This is a genomic window from Curtobacterium pusillum, from assembly GCF_007680845.1.
Classification (GTDB): Bacteria; Actinomycetota; Actinomycetes; order Actinomycetales; family Microbacteriaceae; genus Curtobacterium; species Curtobacterium pusillum_B.
The window spans coordinates 232,559-250,073 of sequence record NZ_VEIY01000004.1 but is presented as its reverse complement, the minus strand read 5'-3'; the positions used below and the strand labels follow the sequence as shown (position 1 = coordinate 250,073).

Here is a 17,515-nt window from a genome sequence, read left to right as displayed (position 1 = left end):
CTTCGAGAAGGTGCCGTGATGGCTCTGGAACGTTCCAGAGCGGATGCGTAGACTGTACTGCGCCCACCCCATGTCCTGTCAAGGAGCGCACGTGTCGACCACCCGACCGCCGACGATCATCGACGTCGCCGTTCGTGCAGGCGTCTCGAAGTCCCTGGTGAGCATGGTGATGCGCGGAGACCCCGGGGTGTCGGACGCGCGGCGGGCGGCCGTCGTCGACGCCGCGACGGCACTCGGGTACCGTCCGAACCGCGCCGCCGCGATCCTCGCCGGCACCAGGACCCGCACCATCGGCGTGATCGTCGACGACTTCCGGAACCCCTGGTTCGTCCCGCTGCTCGACGGGGTCCGCGACGCACTCGCACCCCACGGACTCCGACTCACCCTCGCGGACACGCGCGCGAACGAGCACCTCGGATCGTCGCCGTTCGACGACCTCGTGTCACTCCGGGTCGACGGGGTCCTGCTCGCCGCCGAGGGGTTCGCCGACCTCATCGTCCCGCCCGACACCCCCGTCGTCGTCACCGGCGCACGTGACGACGTCCCCGACGGGCTCGACGTGGTCGCCTCCGACGAAGCGGCGGGCGGTCGGCTGGCCGCGGAGCACCTCGTCACGCTGGGTCACCGACGGATCGTCCACGTCACCGGTTCGGGAGGCCCGGCTCGCGTCCGCCGCGAAGCCACCGTCGCGCAGCTGGTCGCCTCGGGCCTCGAGCCGCTGGTCTACGGCACCGGGCCGACGTCGGACCAGACCGGGTACGACGGCACCCGCCGCGCCCTCGAGGACCACCCCGACCTGACCGCGGTGTTCGCCGCGAACGACGTCATGGCGATGGGTGCGATCGCCGCCGTGCGGGACGCGGGGCTCCGGGTCCCGGAGGACGTGTCCGTCATGGGCAACGACGAGACGCCGCTGGCCGCATCCCCCCTGCTGCGGCTGACCACGGTGGACCCGCACAACGACGAGGTCGGGCGGATCGCTGCGGCACGGCTCGTGGAGCGCATCGGGGGGACCGACCCGTCGGGCCCGACCCGGACGCCGATCCCGCCGTCCCTCGTGGTGCGGTCGACCACCGCGCCGCCGGCTTCCTGACGACCCGGTCGGCGGCACTGGTCGCGCAGCCCGCCAGAGGGTCAGACGCTCGCGCCCTCGAGCCGGTCGACCGCGACGGCGAGCTCCTCGAGCTCGGGAACCTCGCGCGCTTCGGCGAGCGCCTCCTCGAGCGCCGCAGCATGCACCGGCGTCGCTGCGTCGAGCAGCCGCTGCCCGGCGTGCGTGAGCTCCGTGTAGAGACCCCGCCGGTCGTCGGCGCAGAGCACACGGGTGAGCAGCGCACGCTCCTCGAGCCGGTTCACCAGGCGTGTCGTCGCGCTCGGGCTGAGCGCCGCGGCACGGGCGAGCTGCTGCATGCGCATGTGGAAGCCGTCCTGGCGGCGGAGGGCGTCGAGCACCGTGAACTCCACGACGGACAGGTCGACCTCCCGCAGCGCACGTTCGAGCCGCGCCTCGATCAGCCCGTGCAGCGCCGCGAGCGTGCGCCACCCGTGGGCGCGGACGGCGACGGACGTGTCGTCGACGGACATGAGACCTCCAGGCACACATGGTTGCTTGCGCGGATACCCAGCGTGTGCAACTATCGATATCCCGCGTCTGCAACAACCAGCGTACGCGGGACAGCTGCACCGCACAACGGAAGGACATCCATGCCCGCGGGACTCATCGCCCTCGCACTCGGCGGATTCGGCATCGGCCTGACCGAGTTCGTCATCACCGGACTCCTGCCCGAGGTCGCCGCAGACTACGGCGTCTCCGAGACCACGGCCGGCTGGCTCGTGACCGGGTACGCCCTCGCCGTCATCGTCGGCGCGCTCGGACTCACCGCCGCCACGACCCGGCTCGCCCGCAAGCCCGTGCTCCTCGGCCTGCTCGTCCTGTTCGTCATCGGGAACACGCTCTCCGCCGTCGCGCCGGAGTACGGCGTCATGATGCTCGGCCGCGTGATCGCCGCCCTCTGCCACGGAGCGTTCTTCGGCATCGGCTCCGTCGTCGCGTCGAACATGGTCGAACGGTCGAAGCGAGCCTCCGCCGTGGCGCTCATGTTCACCGGCCTCACCGCATCGAACGTCCTCGGCGTCCCGTTCGGCACCTTCCTCGGGCAGGCCCTCGGATGGCGTGCGACCTTCTGGACCATCGCCGTCATCGGGGTGATCGCGCTGGTCGGCGTGGCACTCCTCGTCCCGGCGACGCGCACCACCGAGGTCCCGTCGCTCACCCGCGAGCTCAGCGCCTTCCGCTCCGGCCAGGTCTGGCTGTCGCTCGGCATGACCGTCCTCGGGTACGGCGGAATGTTCGGCGCCTTCACCTACATCGCCTACACGCTCACCTCCGTGTCCGGGTTCACCTCGAGCGCCGTGCCGTGGCTGCTCATCGTGTTCGGCATCGGCCTGTTCGTGGGCAACTTCGCCGGCGGCAAGCTCGCCTCGCGGTCGATCGACGGCACCCTGCTCGTCGTGCTGGTGGTCCTCACCGTGGTGCTCGCGGTGTTCGCCCTCGTCGCGACCTCACCCATCCTGACCGTGATCTCGCTCGTGCTGATGGGCGCGTTCGGCTTCGCCACGGTGCCCGCACTCCAGACCCGGGTGATGCAGTACGCCGACCACGCCCCGACCCTGGCGAGCGGTGCGAACATCGCGGCCTTCAACCTCGGCAACGCGCTCGGCGCCTGGATCGGAGGGCTCACCATCGCGGCCGGCCTCGGCTACACCTCGCCGATCTGGGCCGGCGCCGGCATCACGCTGGCCGCGGTCGTCCTGACCGTGGTCGCCGCAGCCGCGGCACGCCGCGGCCGTGCGCATGGTGCGGTCACGACGGGGAGCGTCGCGACGGTCTGACGGCTGGTCGGACGGACTGGAGGCGCGGTGTCGGCTGGCACCGCGCCTCCAGTCCGTCTGCAGCCCGGTCCGACTGCCCCCGGGAACGACCGAACCCCGGTCCGTGTGGACCGGGGTTCGTGGTGGAGCGGAGACGGAGGGATTTGAACCCTCGGTCCCCAAAAGGGGACTCCACCTTAGCAGGGTGGTGCACTCGGCCGGACTATGCGACGTCTCCACGTGCTCTCGCGAGCACTCCGACCACCATACAGGAGGACGAGCAGGGTCTCGACCTCCGCGGAGCACCGCGCTTCCCGGACGGTCCCCCGAAGTGGGGACAGGGAGGGGTTGTCCGGTCGTACCCCGGTCAATAGCATCATCGAGACGCGGCCATCACATTCCGGGGCTCCACCCCGTCGCCGCGACACAGCACCGACGTCGCTCCCCGGCGCCGAACCCGACGCGCCCGATCGTGTGGCGCTCGGCCAGGGGGCGACCACAGGGGGCGCGGCCCACCACCGCGCCCCCGCTTCGGTGGACGAGGGCGTGCGCTGCCAGGACGTGGCGTGCGCGGTGCTGATGGACGTGTTTCCCCCGCGGAAGCGACACTCCAGTGGCAGGAGCCCTCGTCGGTGGCGCCGAAGCGTCAGTCTGGCTCAGAACATCGGCGGCAATCCGTCGCTTTCGCGAGGACGGGGCGCGTGGGGCGGGTGCGGCGCCCGGCCGCGGAGCGTGCTCACGCCGCCGCCCGGAACCGCTCCGGGAGCGCGATCAGCGCATCGGCGAGCTCGACGAGCGACGCCGCGCACCCCTCCAGGTCGTCCCGCTCGGCTGCGGTGGTCGCACGGTCGGCGATCGACAGGCGTTCCCGGCGCGCCACGACGGCATCGATCCCGTTCGCCAGGGCCACGTCGTCCGTGAAGAACGCGTCGAGGACCGCACGCTGCGAGAGGAGCCAGTCAGCACTCACCGCCGCACCGTTCCGCCGCAGCCACCACGACCCGAGCTCGACGAACACCCCGCCCTCGGTCGCGCACTCCCGGAGCCAGGCGACGTCGAAGCGGTCCGCGCACGGCGCCGTGCCTGCAGAGGGATCGGTGATCATCGTCCGGGCGATCCGGATCCGCTCGATCATGTGGTCGACGGTCCAGTGCGCCACGACGACCCCGACGTACCGCTGGACCGTCACCAGCCGGAGCGTCTCGAGCGGGACGAGGGCTTCGCGCACCGGGGTCCGGGACACCCGCATGTCCTCGGCGATCGTGTCGAGCCGCATGCGCTGCCCCCGGCGGTAGACCCCCCGCAGGACGTTGTCGAGCAGCCGCGCGAAGACCGCGTCGCGCAGCAGACTGCGCCGGATGCCGTGCGGGTCGTCGTCGCGACCCGCACGGTGCAGTGGTCCGTCCATGCCGCCAGGATCACGCACGGCCCGCTCCCCCGCGTTCGGGAGCGGACGCACGGTGGACCGAGCGGGCTGCTGTCGCCCTGTGGAGGAGTGCCATGCCGGCCACAGTGACAGGCGGCGCGCGGTCGCGCTAAACACTCCGGATACGAAATACTAACGGCGGTCCGCATCCGCCTTCGCGGTCAGGACGGAGAGCGGCTGCGTGACGTCCTCCAGTCCCTTGCGGGCCGCGTCGACGCCGAAGATCAGCGCCACGACACCGCCGGCGATCATCACCGCGGACCCGAGCAGGTACCCCCAGAACAGCGGCTCGCGGGACGACCCGTCGCCGATGAGCGCGCCGTAGATGAGCGGGGCGATGGCACCGAAGATCTGCGCGAGGGCGAAGAAGTACGAGATCGCCTGTGACCGCAGCTCGAGCGGGAAGATCTCGCTCACGGTCAGGTACGCGCTGGACGCCCCGGCCGAGGCGAAGAAGAACGACACGCACCAGAACACGACCTGCACGCCGGCACTGATCGCGTCCGCCTGGAACAGGAACGCGGACGTGGCGAGCACCAGCCCCGAGACCAGGTACGTCGAGAAGATCATCTGCCGACGACCCCAGGTGTCGAACAGCCGCCCGAGGATCAACGGACCGAGCAGGTTGCCGATCGCGAACGGGAAGAAGTACACGCTGGTCTCGGCCGTCTTCAGGCCGAAGAAGTTCGTGAGCACGAGCGCGTAGGTGAAGAAGATCGCGTTGTAGAGGAACGCCTGGGTGATCATCATCGTGGCGCCGACGAGCGTGCGCGTCGGGTACTGGCTGAACAGCACCTTGACGATCGTCCGGAACGGCACGTTGTCCATCGGGGTGACCGTCATGGCCTTCGACTCGTCCACGTCCGGCAGGCGGTGGCCGGTCGACCGTTCGACGGACTCCTCGATCTGCGAGACCGTCGCCTCCGCTTCCTCCTCCCGGCCGTGGGTCATCAGCCACCGTGGACTCTCGGGGATGTGCCGCCGCAGGAAGATGATCGCGATGCCGAGCACCGGGCCGAGGAAGAAGCCGATGCGCCAACCGATGTTCTCGGCGAAGTGCGCCGTGTCGAGCAGGTAGATGTTCGCGAAGGCACCGAGGGCCGCGCCGCCCCAGTACGTGCCGTTGATCGCGATGTCGACGTGGCCGCGGTACTTCGCCGGGATGAGCTCGTCGATCGCGGAGTTGATCGCCGCGTACTCACCGCCGATGCCGAGCCCCGCCACGAACCGGAAGGCCGCGAGGAACCAGAAGTCCTGCGCGAGACCCGCGATGCCGGAACCGATGAGGTAGATGGCCAGCGTGAGGATGAAGAGCTTGCGACGACCCAGGCGGTCGGACATCCGGCCGAAGACGATCGCGCCGACGACCTGACCGACCAGGTAGATCGTCCCGAGGGACGTCACCTGCTGCGTCGAGAGGTCCAGGTCCGCCTGGAACCCGGCGTTGGACACGATCTGGATCTCGAGGCCGTCGAGGACCCAGGACACCCCGAGTCCGACGACCACGCTCCAGTGGAACCGCGTCCACGGCAGTCTGTCCATCCTGGCGGGGACCAGGCTCTTGATCGCCCCGTTCGTCGTGCTGCTCACGAGAGGGGAACGTACGCCGAGATCGCCGGGATGGTTCACCGCCGGTACGGCGACCGGGACGGCAGATCCGGCGCGGAGCCGGATCCCCCTATCGAATCCGGCTCCGACGCCGGAACTTCAATCATTGCAATTGCTATGTAAACGCACAAGGCGACGGACTGGAGGCGCGGTGCCAGCTGGCACCGCGCCTCCAGACAGACAAGGCGTAACGTCGGAGAGGTGACCCGACCTGCCATCAGAACGGTCGGCGAGCTCCGCGCATCTGGTCACTCCCAGAAGTCGGTCCGCGCCGAGATCCGCGACAACCTCCTCACCGCCCTCCGCGAGGGCCGCGACCCCTGGCCCGGCCTGCACGGCTTCGCCACGACGGTCATCCCCCAGCTCGAACGCGCCCTCATCGCCGGACACGACGTCGTCCTGCTCGGCGAGCGCGGACAGGGCAAGACCCGACTCCTGCGCTCCCTGCAGAACCTGCTCGACGAGTGGACGCCGGTCATCGCCGGTTCCGAGCTCGGCGAGCACCCCTTCGACCCGATCACGACCGCGAGCCAGCGGCGTGCCGAGGACCTCGGCGACGCGATGCCGATCGAGTGGCGGCACCGCGACGACCGCTACGTCGAGAAGCTCGCGACGCCGGACACCTCCGTCGCCGACCTCATCGGCGACGTCGACCCGATGAAGGTCGCCGAGGGCCGGAGCCTCGGCGACCCCGAGACGATCCACTTCGGACTCGTCCCCCGTGGCCACCGCGGCATCGTCGCGATCAACGAGCTCCCCGACCTCGCCGAACGCATCCAGGTCGCGATGCTCAACGTGATGGAGGAGCGCGACGTCCAGATCCGCGGCTACGTCCTCCGTCTGCCGCTCGACGTCATCGTGGTCGCGAGCGCGAACCCCGAGGACTACACGAACCGCGGCCGCATCATCACGCCGCTGAAGGACCGCTTCGGGGCCGAGATCCGCACCCACTACCCGATCGAGCTCGCCGACGAGATCGCCGTCATCCGCCAGGAGGCGCAGCTCACCGCCGACGTGCCGGACGCGCTCATCGAGATCCTCGCCCGGTTCACGCGCGGACTCCGCGGTTCGAGTGCGGTCGACCAGCGCAGCGGCGTCAGCGCCCGCTTCGCGATCGCCGGCGCCGAGACCGTCTCGGCCGCAGCCGTGCACCGTGCAGCACGCCAGGGCGAGGACCACGCCGTGGCGCGGCCGATCGACCTCGAGACCGCGGTCGACGTCCTCGGCGGCAAGATCGAGTTCGAGAACGGCGAGGAGGACCGGGCGGACGAGGTGCTCGAGCACCTGCTCCGGACGGCCACCGCCGAGACGGTCCGGTCGCGCTTCCGCGGGCTGGACTTCGCGGTCCTCGTCGAGGCCCTCGACGGCGGCACCATGGTGACCACCGGCGAACAGGTCAGTGCCCGCGCGTTCCTCGAAGGACTCCCGTCGATCGGTGAGTCCGACCTGTACGACCAGGTCTGCGAACGACTCGGTGCGACGAACGACGGCGAGCGTGCCGGCGCGATCGAACTCGCACTCGAGGGGCTCTTCCTGGCCCGACGCATCAGCAAGGAGTCCGGCGGGGGCGAAGCCGTCTATGGCTAGGCAGAACCGTCGGCTGAGCCGCGACGCCCGGTACGGCAAGTACGCGGACGGGCCGGACCCGCTCGCGCCCCCGGTCGACCTGTCCGAGGCGCTCGACGCCATCGGCGAGGACGTGATGGGTGGGACGTCGCCCGAGCGCGCGATCCGCGAGTTCCTCCGCCGCGGCGGACACGCGCAACGCGGGCTCGACGACCTCGCACGTCGGGTGGCCGAGCGCCGTCGCGAGCTGACGAGCAAGAACAACCTCGACGGCACGCTGCAGCAGGTCAAGGAGCTCCTCGACGAGGCCGTCCTCGCCGAGCGCGGCCAGCTCGCGCGCGACACCGACCTCGACGACGGCGATCGCGCGCTCGCCGAGATGCAGCTCGACAGCCTCCCCCCGTCGCCGGCTGCCGCCGTGCAGGAACTCAGCGGCTACGACTGGAAGAGTCCCGCGGCACGGCAGAAGTACGAGGAGATCAAGGACCTGCTCGGCCGCGAGATGCTCGACCAGCGCTTCGCCGGCATGAAGCAGGCGCTCGAGAACGCCACCGACGAGGACCGTGCCGAGGTCGCCGCCATGATGCGCGACCTCAACGAACTGCTCGAGGCCCACGCCGCCGGGACGGACTCGCAGGAGCAGTTCGACGAGTTCATGGCGAAGCACGGCGAGTACTTCCCGTCGAACCCGGAGAACGTCGAGGAACTGCTCGACGACCTCGCCGCCCGCGCCGCCGCTGCGCAGCGGATGCGCAACTCGATGTCCCAGGAGCAGCGGGACGAGCTCGACGCCCTCGCGCAGCAGGCGTTCGGCTCCCCGGACCTGATGGGGCAGCTCGGGCAGCTCGACCAGAACCTGCGGTCCCTCCGGCCCGGCGAGGACTGGGGCGGCTCGGAGCGGATGGACGGCGAGCAGGGGCTGGGTCTCGGCGACGGCACCGGGGTGTTCCAGGACATCGCGGACCTCGACGCCCTGGCCGACCAGCTCGCGCAGTCCGGCCCCGGCTCGGACCTCGACGACCTCGACCTGGACGCCCTCGGGCGTCAGCTCGGCAACGAGGCCACGGTCGACGCGAAGACGCTGCAACAGCTCGAGAAGGCCCTCCGGAACTCCGATGCGCTCCGGCGCGGTGCGGACGGGCAGCTCCGGCTCACCCCGAAGGCCATGCGGCAGCTCGGCAAGAGCCTGCTCAAGGACGTCGCCGAACGGATGTCCGGCCGGCAGGGGGCACGCGACCTCCGACGCTCGGGCGCGGCCGGGGAGCCGTCCGGAGCGACCCGCCAGTGGCAGTACGGCGACACCGAGCCGTGGGACGTCACGCGGTCGATCACGAACGCCCTCACCCGCACGGCGGCGTCCGGGCGGGTCGGACCGGGGGTGCGCCTGGAGATCGAGGACGTCGAGGTGCAGGAGACCGAGGCGCGGACCCAGGCGTGCGTGGCGCTCCTCGTCGACACGTCGTTCTCGATGGCGATGGAGGACCGCTGGGTCCCGATGAAGCGCACGGCCCTCGCGCTGCACACCCTCGTGTCGACCCGGTTCCGCGGCGACGACCTGCAGCTCATCGCCTTCGGCCGCGAAGCCGAGGTGATGGACATCGAGCAGCTCGTCGGACTCGACGCGATGTGGGACAAGGGCACGAACCTGCACCACGCCCTGCTCCTCGCCAACCGGCACTTCCGGAAGCACCCGACGGCCCAGCCCGTGCTGCTCATCGTCACCGACGGCGAGCCGACGTCGCACCTCGAGCCGAACGGGCAGGTGTGGTTCGGCTACCCGCCGGACCCGATCACGATCGCGCTGTCCGTCCGCGAGCTCGAGAACGCCGGTCGGCTCGGCGCGCAGACCACGTTCTTCCGGCTCGGGGACGACCCGGGCCTGGCACGGTTCGTCGACGCCATGGCGAAGCGGGTGGACGGGTCGGTCGTGGCACCGGAGAACGACGACCTCGGGGTCGCCGTCGTCGGCTCCTACCTCGGGTCCCGACGCGGCGGGAACCCGCTGTTCCGCGACGACTGGGGGCTCTGACCGGCCCCCGTCCGTGTCGTCCGGGTCTCAGAAGAGCGGCCAGGGTACGGCGGGTCCGTGACCGGGCGGGGGCGGGAAGACGCCGACTGCTCGGAGCGCGGCCACCCGTGCGCGCAGGGTGTCGACCTCGGCGACGGTGAGGTGCTCGTCGAGCGCGGCCCCGAGGTCGCCGCGGAGCGCCTCCGCCACGCGGTCGAGGCCCTCGAGTTCGTCGGGGTCGAGCGGTTCCCCGATCCAGCCCCAGAGGACCGTCCGCAGCTTGTGCTCGACGTGGAAGGTCAGCCCGTGGTCGACGCCGAACCGGTGCCCGTCCGGCATCGCGAGGACGTGCCCGCCCTTCCGGTCGGCGTTGTTCACGACCACGTCGAAGACGGCCATGCGGCGGAGGGCCGCCGAGTCCTCGTGCACGAGGGTCACGGGGCGGTCCTTCTCGTCGATCGCCTCGAGCACGGGCAGCCAGGGGCTGTCCCCGGCCTCGCCGTCCTCGGCCGGGACGAGGTCCACCGCGTCCTGGTCGAGGTCGACCTCCTGCCAGCGCTGCACCATCCCGCGACCGAACGGCCCGTCGCCCATCCACGTCGGCGGCACGATGTCCCAGCCGAACGCCTCGGACACCAGGTGCGCCGCGACCTCACGGTCGGCGAGCGTGCCGTCCGGGAAGTCCCACAGCGGCCGCTCCCCCTCGATCGGCTTGTAGACGACCGCCACGCCGTCGAGGTCGGCGAGGAACGTGGCGTTCGAGGCTTCTCGGATGCGCGCCCGGATGGACAGCGATCCGTCGCTCATGCGTCCCCGGGCGGACGGCCGGCGGCGACGACCTCGCGCGTGCGCTCGACGAACGCGCGAGCGGTGCCGACGGGGATCTTCACCTGGAAGAGCTCGGCGGGTTCGGGGATCTCGACGACGGCCTCGATCTCCTCACCGTCGTCGCTCGTCTCGGCGACGATCTCGAGCTCGTCGTCGATCGGGTACGCCTCGATCACGACCTGTGCCGTCGCGGGGTCGAACCCCAGGCTCAGGGCGCCGGCGCGGAACTCGGGTTCCACGGGCTGGTCGAGCGGGGCACCGTCACGGAGTTCGACCGGGGCCTCGGTCGGGACGCTGAAGCGGTTGTCCTCCACCGTGGCGACCTCGTCCAGCAGCTCGTCGATCTTGTCGGCGAGGACGGCGGTCTGCTCCTTCTCGAGGGCGACGCTCGTCACGCGGCGGCCGTCCCGCGCCTGGATGTAGAAGGAGCGCTCGCCCGGACGGCCGACCGTCCCGACGACGAGACGATCCGGCCAGTCGAAGCCGTGCACGATGGTGGGCATACCCCGCATTGTAGGAGCGCCGGACGACACTCGTTCAGGGACTGGCAGTGCCTGCCTCGGTGTCCGCGGTCGGCCCGACCTCGTGACCGGCCCCGCCGCCGACCGCAGCGTCCCCGTTCGGCGCAGCAGCGGCCGCGAGCCAGCCGAGGTCGCCGGACTCGGTGTTCGACGCGACGACCTCGGGGCGGTGCTCCCCGTAGCGCACGATGGACACCGAGGCCGGTCCGACCGCGATCCGCTGGAAGAGGTCCAGGTGCATGCCGAGGGCGTCGGCGAGGACGGACTTGATCACGTCGCCGTGGCTCACCGCGACCCACACCGCCCCCGGCCCGTGCGCCGCCTCGATCTCGGCGTCGATCCGGCGGACGGCTGCGACCGCTCGGGACTGCATGCCCTGCATGGACTCGCCGCCGGGGAAGACGACCGCGCTCGGGTTCGCCTGGACCGTCCGCCAGAGCGGCTCCTTCGCGAGGTCGGCGAGCTTCCGGCCCTGCCACTCGCCGTAGTCGCACTCAGTGATCGCCCGCTCGATGCGGGTCTCCGGCGTCACGGTCTGTCGCTCGAGCAGGGCCCGGGACGTCTGGCGGCAGCGCTCGAGCGGACTCGAGACGACCGCGGCCAGCGGAACGGCGGCGAGGCGTTCGGCTGTCCTGGCCGCCTGCGCACGGCCGACCGCGTCGAGTGCGACCCCTGCGGTCCGTCCGGCGAGGAGTCCGGTCGCGTTCGCGGTGGTGCGTCCGTGCCGGACGAGGAGGACGGTCGCCATGTGCCCGATCCTAGGCGGACGACCGCGTCTGCTTGACGCGGGGCCAGTGAAACGTTCTGATGGACCCATGATCGGGCGCCACCGCGCGGCACTCTTCGCCACGTCGACGATGACCGGGTTCGGGATCGCGTCGTGGATCACCCGCACACCCGCGGTCCGTGACGAGCTGGGCGCGTCGATCGAGACGATGGGCATCGTCCTGCTCGGCCTGTCCGTCGGGTCGATGATCGGGATCCTCAGTGCCGGGGTGCTCGTCCGACGGCTCGGCACCCGGCCCCTGATCGTCCTCGGCGGAGCACTGCCCGTCGTCGGCATGCTCCTCGTCGCCGTGCTCGCCCCCGCACAGCTCGCCGTCGGGGTGTGGGCGGGGTTGTTCTGCATCGGGTTCGGGTGCGGCCTCGCGGAGATCGGGCTCAACGTCGAGGCCGCCGCGGTCGAACGGCAGCTCTCACGACCGGTCGTTCCGGTGCTGCACGCGTGCTTCAGCCTCGGCACCGTGCTCGGCGGCGCCACCGGCATCGCACTCACGGCCGCGCGGACGCCGGTCATCGTGCACCTGCTCGTCGCCACCGCCGTGATGGCCGGGCTCGCGGTGTTCGCCGCGGTGAACCTCCGGCCGGTGGACCGGGCGACCCCGGAGTCCACGACCACGCCCGCGTCCGCGTCCGCGACGGCCCTCGTCGCGCCACGGCTCCGGTCGGTGCTCACCCTGCAGGTCCTCCTCATCGCGGTGATCACCCTGGCGATGGCGTTCGCCGAGGGTGCCGCCAGCGACTGGCTCCCCCTCCTCATGACCACCGACCACGACGCGCCGGAGGCCGTCGGCTCGCTCGTGTTCACCGGCTTCGCGCTCGCGATGTTCGTCGGACGGATCGCCGGCACCCCGCTCGTGGCCCGGTTCGGCCGGGTCGCGGTGATCCGGGTGTGCGCGGCCGTCGGCGCGGTCGGGGTGCTGCTCGTCGTCGTCTCGCCGAACCCGGTGCTCGCCGCCGCGGCCGCCGGCGTGTGGGGACTCGGGATCGCCCTCGGCTTCCCGCTCGCGATCTCCGCCGCCGGCGACCACCCCACCGACGGCGACCGGCGGGTGTCCGTCGTGGCGACCGCGGGGTACGTGGCGTTCCTCGCCGGTCCCCCGGCGCTCGGGTTCCTCGGCGAGCACCTCGGCCTGCAGACGGCCATGCTCGTCCCCGCCGCGCTGCTCGTCGCCGCCCTGCTCGCAGCCCCCGCCGTCCGCGCCCGCACCGCGTTCGAGGAGCTCCGTCCCGCACCACTCGGGTGACGGGCTGCGCCGCCCGGACACGCGGTTCGCGGTGGACCGCGCCCGACGCCAGGATGGAAGCGTGCTCGTCTCCGTCGTCTACATGAGCCGCGCCGCCGTCCCCTTCGACGACGCCGCCCTCGCCGAACTGCTGCGCGAGGCACGGCTGCGGAACGAGGCGCTCGGCGTCTCCGGTCTGCTCGTCGCCAAGGACGGCCGCTTCATGCAGCTGCTCGAGGGCCCGGTGTGGAGCGTCGAGGACCGGTTCGCCGTCATCTCGAAGGACCGCCGGCACGGCGAGGTGAAGTCGCTCGTCCGGGAGGACATCGAGCGCCGCCGGTTCGACGGCTGGTCGATGGCGTACCGGGCGCTCGACGACTCGGACGTGGCCGCCGAGGACGGCTTCAGCCCGTTCCTCACCGAGGGCGCCGACTTCCCGCGTTCGTTCGACAGCACGAGCGCGGCCTGGTTGCTCAAGTGGTTCCGGGACCGAGAGCTCCGCGACCGCTGACCGACACCGTCAGCGCACCAGCACCAGCACGACGCGTCAGCCGAACGTCTCGGCCACGACCCCGAGCAGGCGATCCCGGTGCCGCGGGTCGACGATGCCGCCGAGCAGCAGCCGCCACATCGCGTCGAGCGCGGGGAACAGGTCCTGCCGCCCGGTACGCACGGCCGACACGAGCTGCACGCCCGTGAACATCGGCACGGTGGTCGACCCGAGCTGCTCCGCCGTGAGGTCCGTGCGCAGCTCCCCGCTGGCGATCGCGAGCCGGAACACGTCGCTGATCCCACCGATCCACTGGTCGTAGAACGCCACGGTCGCCGGGGCGAACTCACCGCGCTCGAGGGAGAGCCGGATGCCCGCGCTCACGATGGGGTCGGTGAGGAGCATGTCCGCGATCCCCCGCGAGGCGGCGACGAGCGACGCGGTCGGCGAGCTGTCGACGTGGCTGACGACGTCGAAGGTCCGCACGTTCTGCTCGTCGATCACACCGAGCGCGAGCGCCGTCTTGGTCGGGAAGTGGAAGTACAGGGCGCCCTGCGAGACGCCCGCTGCTCGGGCGATCGCGGCGATCGTCGCGGCGGCGTAGCCGACGCGCTCGAACTCGCGGGCGGCGGCTTCCAGGATCAGCGCACGTCGTTCCACCCCTCCAGTCTGAGGGTGGTGGCGTTCAGGTGAGGGCCAGGAGGGTGTTCACCTGCTCGTTGATGCCGGTCAGTGTGCTGATCGGCTTCCCGTTCGCGTACACGTCGTCGAAGGCCGGCTGCAGCAGCGCCTGCACGTCCGCGGGGTTGCGGGTGACGGGGAAGAGGAACGTCGTCTGCTCCTCGACCTGCCGGGTGAAGGCCGAGACGTCGAGTCCGCGCTTCCGGAACGACGCGACCGCCGCCGCCGTCCCGGCCGGCCGCGCGGGGAACACGATGCCGGCCTTGCCGACGATCGTCTGGGCCGCGTCGCTGCCGAGGTACGCCACCCACTTCGCGGCGGCCTCGGGGTCCTTCGCCTGCTTCGTGATCGAGTCGCCGAGCCCGTTGAACATCGACGCGCGGTGTCCGACCGGCCCGACCGGGGTGGGAGCGACGGCGATGTCGAGATCCTCCATGCCGAGGTACGTGCCGATCATCCACGAGCCGTTGAAGGACAGCGCGCACTTCCCCGAGCCGAGCTGGACGTCGGGGCCGGTGGTGGTGGAGAACACGCCGTACTTCGCCATGTAGCCCTTGTCCGCGAGCCGGTAGTACCAGGCGAGGGTGTCCTGCACAACCTTCTCGTCGTAGCGGAACTTGTCGCCCCAGGGGTTCTCGTTCGTGTAGAACCAGTCGATCGACCCGGTGAACGGCGACCACTGGGTCTGCCCGAACCCGTCGCCGCCGGACCCGTTCGACGAGATGCCGTAGACCGCGACGTCGTGCTTGTCGAACCCGGGCTCGTCCCCGCGGCGTCCCTTCGCGTCGACGGTCAGGTGCGCGAGCATGCGCTCGAACGAACCGCCGTCGTCGGGGTTCCACTCGAGACCGGCGAGCTCGGCGTCGGAGACCCCCGCCTTGGCCATCGCCGTGCGGTCGTAGAACATCGCGATGGTGTCCCAGTCCTTCGGCGACCCGTACCGGTGGCCGTCCTTGCCCTTCCAGAGCTCGGCGAGCCCGGACTGGTAGTCGGCGTCGCGGATCCCCTTCGTGGCCTCGAGCTCGTCGAGCTTGTAGAGCACGTCGAGGTCGGAGTACTGCGGGAACTTCGTGAGGTGGTCGGTGAACACGTCGGGCGCGGTGCCGGCGATGAACCCGGCGGTGAGCTTGGTCCAGTAGTCGTTCCACCCGAGCTGCGTGATCTTCACCGTGATGTCGGGGTTCTCGCGGTGGAAGGCGTCGGCGACGGCTTGGTAGGCGGGCAGCTGGTTCGAGTCCCAGAGCCAGTAGCTGACGGTCCGGGTACCGGTCCCCGAGGAGGTGCCGCGGCCGGGCGACGAGCACGCGGCGAGCGCACCGAGTGCCAGGGCGGAGGCGCCGCCGGCGAACAGGGCGCGGCGGGAGAGCGAGGTGGTCATCTGGTGCCTACTTGATTCCGGAGAAGCCGATGGAGTTGACGATGCGCTTGGCGAAGACGCCGAACAGCACGATCATCGGGAGCGCCGCCACCAGGGTCGCGGCCATGAGCCCGGCCCAGTCGGTGCCGGACTGCGGGGTCTGCGACTTGAAGACGCCGAGTGCGACGGTGAGGACCCGCGAGCTGTCGGTGTACGACACCATGAGCGGCCAGAAGTAGTCGTTCCAGCTCGTGATGTACGTCAGGACCGCGAGGGTGGCGATCGGTGCGGACGCCATCGGGATGACGAGCCGGAAGAACACCCGGACCTTGCCCGCACCGTCGATGAGCGCGGCTTCCTCGACCTCCTTCGAGATGCCGAGGAAGAACTGCCGGAGGAAGAACACCGCGAACGGCGTCATGAACATCGTCGGCAGGGCGATGCCGAGCAGGTTGTCGACGAGCCCGAGCTGCTTGATGAGCGTGAAGTTCGGCAGCAGCGTGAAGATCGCGGGGACCATGAGGCCGGCGAGGAACACCGCGAAGACCTTGTCGCGTCCGGGCCAGCGGAGCCGGGCGAACGCGTAGGCGGCCGCGGCGGAGAAGAACACTTGGCCGACCGTGACGAGGGTCGAGACGATGACGGAGTTGCCGAGGTAGCGCCAGAAGTTCAGCGCGGCCCCGGAGCCGCCCTGCGCGAGCGCCTCCTTCGTGGACTGCAGGCCGAACACCCGCTCGAACCCGCCGAGGCTGAACCCGACGGGGAGCAACGAGGTCGGGTCGGAGTTGATCGCGCCGTTCGACGACAGTGCCGTGCGGAGGATCCAGTAGAACGGGAACAGCGTGATGACGATGACGGCGATCATCGCGACCCACGCGAGGATCCGGCCGACGGACGGGCGACGGCGGTGCGCGGCGCCCGGGCGGGGCTGGCGCTTCGTGGTGACGGAACGGGTGAGTGTCGTGGTCATGATCGGGACGCTCCGTTCAGTCCAGGTCCGACTCACCCGAGCGGGTGAGGCGGTACTGGATGATCGTGATGATGCTGAGGACGATGAGGAGCGCGACGGACACGGCCGACGCGTAGCCGAACTGGAACCGGCCGAACGCCAGGTTGTAGATGTAGTTCTGCACGACGTTCGTGGCGTTCGCGGGGCCGCCCTGCGTGGTGACGGCGACGGTGTCGAACACCTGGAACGACCCGATGACGGTGATGATGAGCACCAGCGACAGGATCGGGCGGAGCAGCGGCACCGTGATGCGCCAGAACATCTTCCACTCGCTCGCGCCGTCGATGCGCCCGGCCTCGTACACCGTCTCGGGCAGGGACTGCAGACCGGCGAAGATGAGCAGGGCCGTGTAGCCGACGTGCCGCCAGACGTTGATGAGCGCGATCGAGGGGATGCCCCAGACGTCGCTCTGCAGGAACGGGATGCGGTCGAGCCCGAGGGCCGCGAGCAGCTCGTTGCCGATGCCGAGCTGGGTGTCGAGGATCCAGAGCCACACCAGCGCCGCGACGACGTTCGACACGAGGTACGGCGCGAGGACGATGCCGCGCACGAAGGTCGACTTCGTGAGGCGGTGCATCATCACCGCGATGAAGAGCGCCACGACGGTCTGGATGACGATGCTGATGACGACGTACTCGACGGTGACGACCATCGAGTGCCAGAAGATCGAGTCCTGCGCGAGCCGGACGTAGTTCTGCAGGCCGGTGAACTCCGGTGGGGTGAGCAGGTTGTAGGACGTGAAGCTGAGGTAGATCCCCCGGACCGTCGGCCACGCCAGGAACACGGCGAACCCGATCGCGGCCGGTGCGATGAACACCAGCGCCAGCCAGAGGTCGTTCCGGGGGCGACGCCTCGGGGAGGTCGTCTGGGCACGGGCGAGGGTGGCTCCCCTGCTCCGTGGGCGGGTGGCCGTCAGGGGTGACGACACGGGGCTCTCGGTGGCCATCGCGACTCCTTCGTCTGCGGTGGACTGACGTGCAGCAGTCCGTGAGCGGGGAATCTACACGTGGGGACCGTGCCGCACAAGACGTCACTTCTACGGTCCGTCACGGGGTTGTCACGAGTAGACAAGCGTGTCAGGATGACTCCCGATCGCATCGGAGCGACCTGCTCGGCGACGCATCCCCACCTGGAAAGGTCACTG

Annotated in this window: 16 protein-coding genes and 1 tRNA gene; 6 read left to right on the top strand and 11 right to left on the bottom strand. The window is 70.7% G+C overall.

All coding sequences use genetic code 11. The features are described from left to right. Positions 1-91: 91 nt before the first annotated feature. Positions 92-1,093: a LacI family DNA-binding transcriptional regulator gene (locus FS825_RS11365; RefSeq protein ID WP_260981136.1), complete on the top strand. Its 1,002-nt coding sequence runs from the start codon at positions 92-94 to the stop codon at positions 1,091-1,093. Positions 1,094-1,134: 41 nt separating this feature from the next. Here FS825_RS11365 and FS825_RS11360 read toward each other — a convergent pair whose 3' ends face one another. Then, positions 1,135-1,584, bottom strand: a complete 450-nt coding sequence (locus tag FS825_RS11360; protein ID WP_144713019.1) for a MarR family winged helix-turn-helix transcriptional regulator — start codon at positions 1,582-1,584, stop codon at positions 1,135-1,137. 120 nt (positions 1,585-1,704) lie between these two features. On the opposite strand from FS825_RS11360, the gene FS825_RS11355 reads away from it, so the two are divergent. Continuing rightward, entirely contained in the window at positions 1,705-2,892 is a 1,188-nt protein-coding gene (locus FS825_RS11355; RefSeq protein ID WP_144713016.1) for an MFS transporter, read from the top strand. Positions 2,893-3,020: 128 nt separating this feature from the next. On the opposite strand, the gene FS825_RS11350 is transcribed toward FS825_RS11355, so the two are convergent. From FS825_RS11350 to FS825_RS11340, 3 genes are all read right to left on the bottom strand, one after another. Beyond that, positions 3,021-3,109 (bottom strand) — tRNA-Ser (locus FS825_RS11350). 498 nt (positions 3,110-3,607) lie between these two features. Continuing rightward, the gene (locus FS825_RS11345) at positions 3,608-4,279 is read right to left on the bottom strand and encodes a GntR family transcriptional regulator (RefSeq protein ID WP_144713013.1); all 672 of its coding nucleotides are present in this window, start codon (positions 4,277-4,279) and stop codon (positions 3,608-3,610) included. Positions 4,280-4,429: 150 nt separating this feature from the next. Beyond that, complete coding sequence (locus FS825_RS11340) at positions 4,430-5,887, bottom strand: MFS transporter (protein ID WP_313960542.1); 1,458 nt, start codon at positions 5,885-5,887, stop codon at positions 4,430-4,432. 219 nt (positions 5,888-6,106) lie between these two features. Here FS825_RS11340 and FS825_RS11335 point away from each other — a divergent pair, with 219 nt between their 5' ends. Both FS825_RS11335 and FS825_RS11330 read left to right on the top strand, forming a co-directional pair. Beyond that, complete coding sequence (locus tag FS825_RS11335; RefSeq protein ID WP_144713010.1) at positions 6,107-7,492, top strand: MoxR family ATPase; 1,386 nt, start codon at positions 6,107-6,109, stop codon at positions 7,490-7,492. Continuing rightward, positions 7,485-9,500, top strand: a complete 2,016-nt coding sequence (locus FS825_RS11330; protein ID WP_144713007.1) for a vWA domain-containing protein — start codon at positions 7,485-7,487, stop codon at positions 9,498-9,500. Before FS825_RS11335 ends, FS825_RS11330 begins: the two co-directional genes overlap by 8 nt. A 27-nt stretch (positions 9,501-9,527) precedes the next feature. On the opposite strand, the gene FS825_RS11325 is transcribed toward FS825_RS11330, so the two are convergent. From FS825_RS11325 to FS825_RS11315, 3 genes are read right to left on the bottom strand one after another with little or no spacing between them, the layout of a single operon-like run. Continuing rightward, positions 9,528-10,286, bottom strand: a complete 759-nt coding sequence (locus FS825_RS11325; protein WP_144713004.1) for an SCO1664 family protein — start codon at positions 10,284-10,286, stop codon at positions 9,528-9,530. Further along, positions 10,283-10,810, bottom strand: a complete 528-nt coding sequence (locus FS825_RS11320) for a DUF3090 domain-containing protein (RefSeq protein ID WP_144713002.1) — start codon at positions 10,808-10,810, stop codon at positions 10,283-10,285. Before FS825_RS11320 ends, FS825_RS11325 begins: the two co-directional genes overlap by 4 nt. 34 nt (positions 10,811-10,844) lie before the next feature. Next, a complete protein-coding gene (locus FS825_RS11315) occupies positions 10,845-11,576 on the bottom strand; it encodes a histidine phosphatase family protein (protein WP_144712998.1) in 732 nt (243 codons plus the stop codon). Here FS825_RS11315 and FS825_RS11310 point away from each other — a divergent pair. Both FS825_RS11310 and FS825_RS11305 read left to right on the top strand, forming a co-directional pair. Continuing rightward, positions 11,461-12,855: an MFS transporter gene (locus FS825_RS11310; protein WP_395886088.1), complete on the top strand. Its 1,395-nt coding sequence runs from the start codon at positions 11,461-11,463 to the stop codon at positions 12,853-12,855. The two genes, FS825_RS11315 and FS825_RS11310, sit on opposite strands and share 116 nt — an antisense overlap. A 61-nt stretch (positions 12,856-12,916) precedes the next feature. Next, complete coding sequence (locus tag FS825_RS11305; RefSeq protein ID WP_144712993.1) at positions 12,917-13,345, top strand: BLUF domain-containing protein; 429 nt, start codon at positions 12,917-12,919, stop codon at positions 13,343-13,345. A gap of 36 nt (positions 13,346-13,381) precedes the next feature. Here FS825_RS11305 and FS825_RS11300 read toward each other — a convergent pair whose 3' ends face one another. From FS825_RS11300 to FS825_RS11285, 4 genes are read right to left on the bottom strand one after another with little or no spacing between them, the layout of a single operon-like run. Next, complete coding sequence (locus tag FS825_RS11300) at positions 13,382-13,984, bottom strand: ScbR family autoregulator-binding transcription factor (protein WP_144712991.1); 603 nt, start codon at positions 13,982-13,984, stop codon at positions 13,382-13,384. Positions 13,985-14,009: 25 nt separating this feature from the next. Next, complete coding sequence (locus FS825_RS11295; RefSeq protein WP_144712989.1) at positions 14,010-15,383, bottom strand: ABC transporter substrate-binding protein; 1,374 nt, start codon at positions 15,381-15,383, stop codon at positions 14,010-14,012. 7 nt (positions 15,384-15,390) lie between these two features. Beyond that, positions 15,391-16,332, bottom strand: a complete 942-nt coding sequence (locus FS825_RS11290) for a carbohydrate ABC transporter permease (RefSeq protein WP_144712987.1) — start codon at positions 16,330-16,332, stop codon at positions 15,391-15,393. A gap of 16 nt (positions 16,333-16,348) precedes the next feature. After that, positions 16,349-17,317 (bottom strand): carbohydrate ABC transporter permease, encoded by a 969-nt coding sequence (locus tag FS825_RS11285; RefSeq protein ID WP_144712985.1) that lies wholly within the window; start codon positions 17,315-17,317, stop codon positions 16,349-16,351. Between the last annotated feature and the right edge of the window lie 198 nt (positions 17,318-17,515).

Bases quoted from the DNA above. Each gene is read 5' to 3' on its own strand.
- FS825_RS11285 (WP_144712985.1), bottom strand. From the start codon at position 17,317: ATGGCCACCGAGAGCCCCGTGTCGTCACCCCTGACGGCCACCCGCCCA.
- FS825_RS11290 (WP_144712987.1), bottom strand. From the start codon at position 16,332: ATGACCACGACACTCACCCGTTCCGTCACCACGAAGCGCCAGCCCCGC.
- FS825_RS11355 (WP_144713016.1), top strand. From the start codon at position 1,705: ATGCCCGCGGGACTCATCGCCCTCGCACTCGGCGGATTCGGCATCGGC.
- FS825_RS11320 (WP_144713002.1), bottom strand. From the start codon at position 10,810: ATGCCCACCATCGTGCACGGCTTCGACTGGCCGGATCGTCTCGTCGTC.
- FS825_RS11315 (WP_144712998.1), bottom strand. From the start codon at position 11,576: ATGGCGACCGTCCTCCTCGTCCGGCACGGACGCACCACCGCGAACGCG.
- FS825_RS11345 (WP_144713013.1), bottom strand. From the start codon at position 4,279: ATGGACGGACCACTGCACCGTGCGGGTCGCGACGACGACCCGCACGGC.
- FS825_RS11295 (WP_144712989.1), bottom strand. From the start codon at position 15,383: ATGACCACCTCGCTCTCCCGCCGCGCCCTGTTCGCCGGCGGCGCCTCC.
- FS825_RS11360 (WP_144713019.1), bottom strand. From the start codon at position 1,584: ATGTCCGTCGACGACACGTCCGTCGCCGTCCGCGCCCACGGGTGGCGC.
- FS825_RS11330 (WP_144713007.1), top strand. From the start codon at position 7,485: ATGGCTAGGCAGAACCGTCGGCTGAGCCGCGACGCCCGGTACGGCAAG.
- FS825_RS11325 (WP_144713004.1), bottom strand. From the start codon at position 10,286: ATGAGCGACGGATCGCTGTCCATCCGGGCGCGCATCCGAGAAGCCTCG.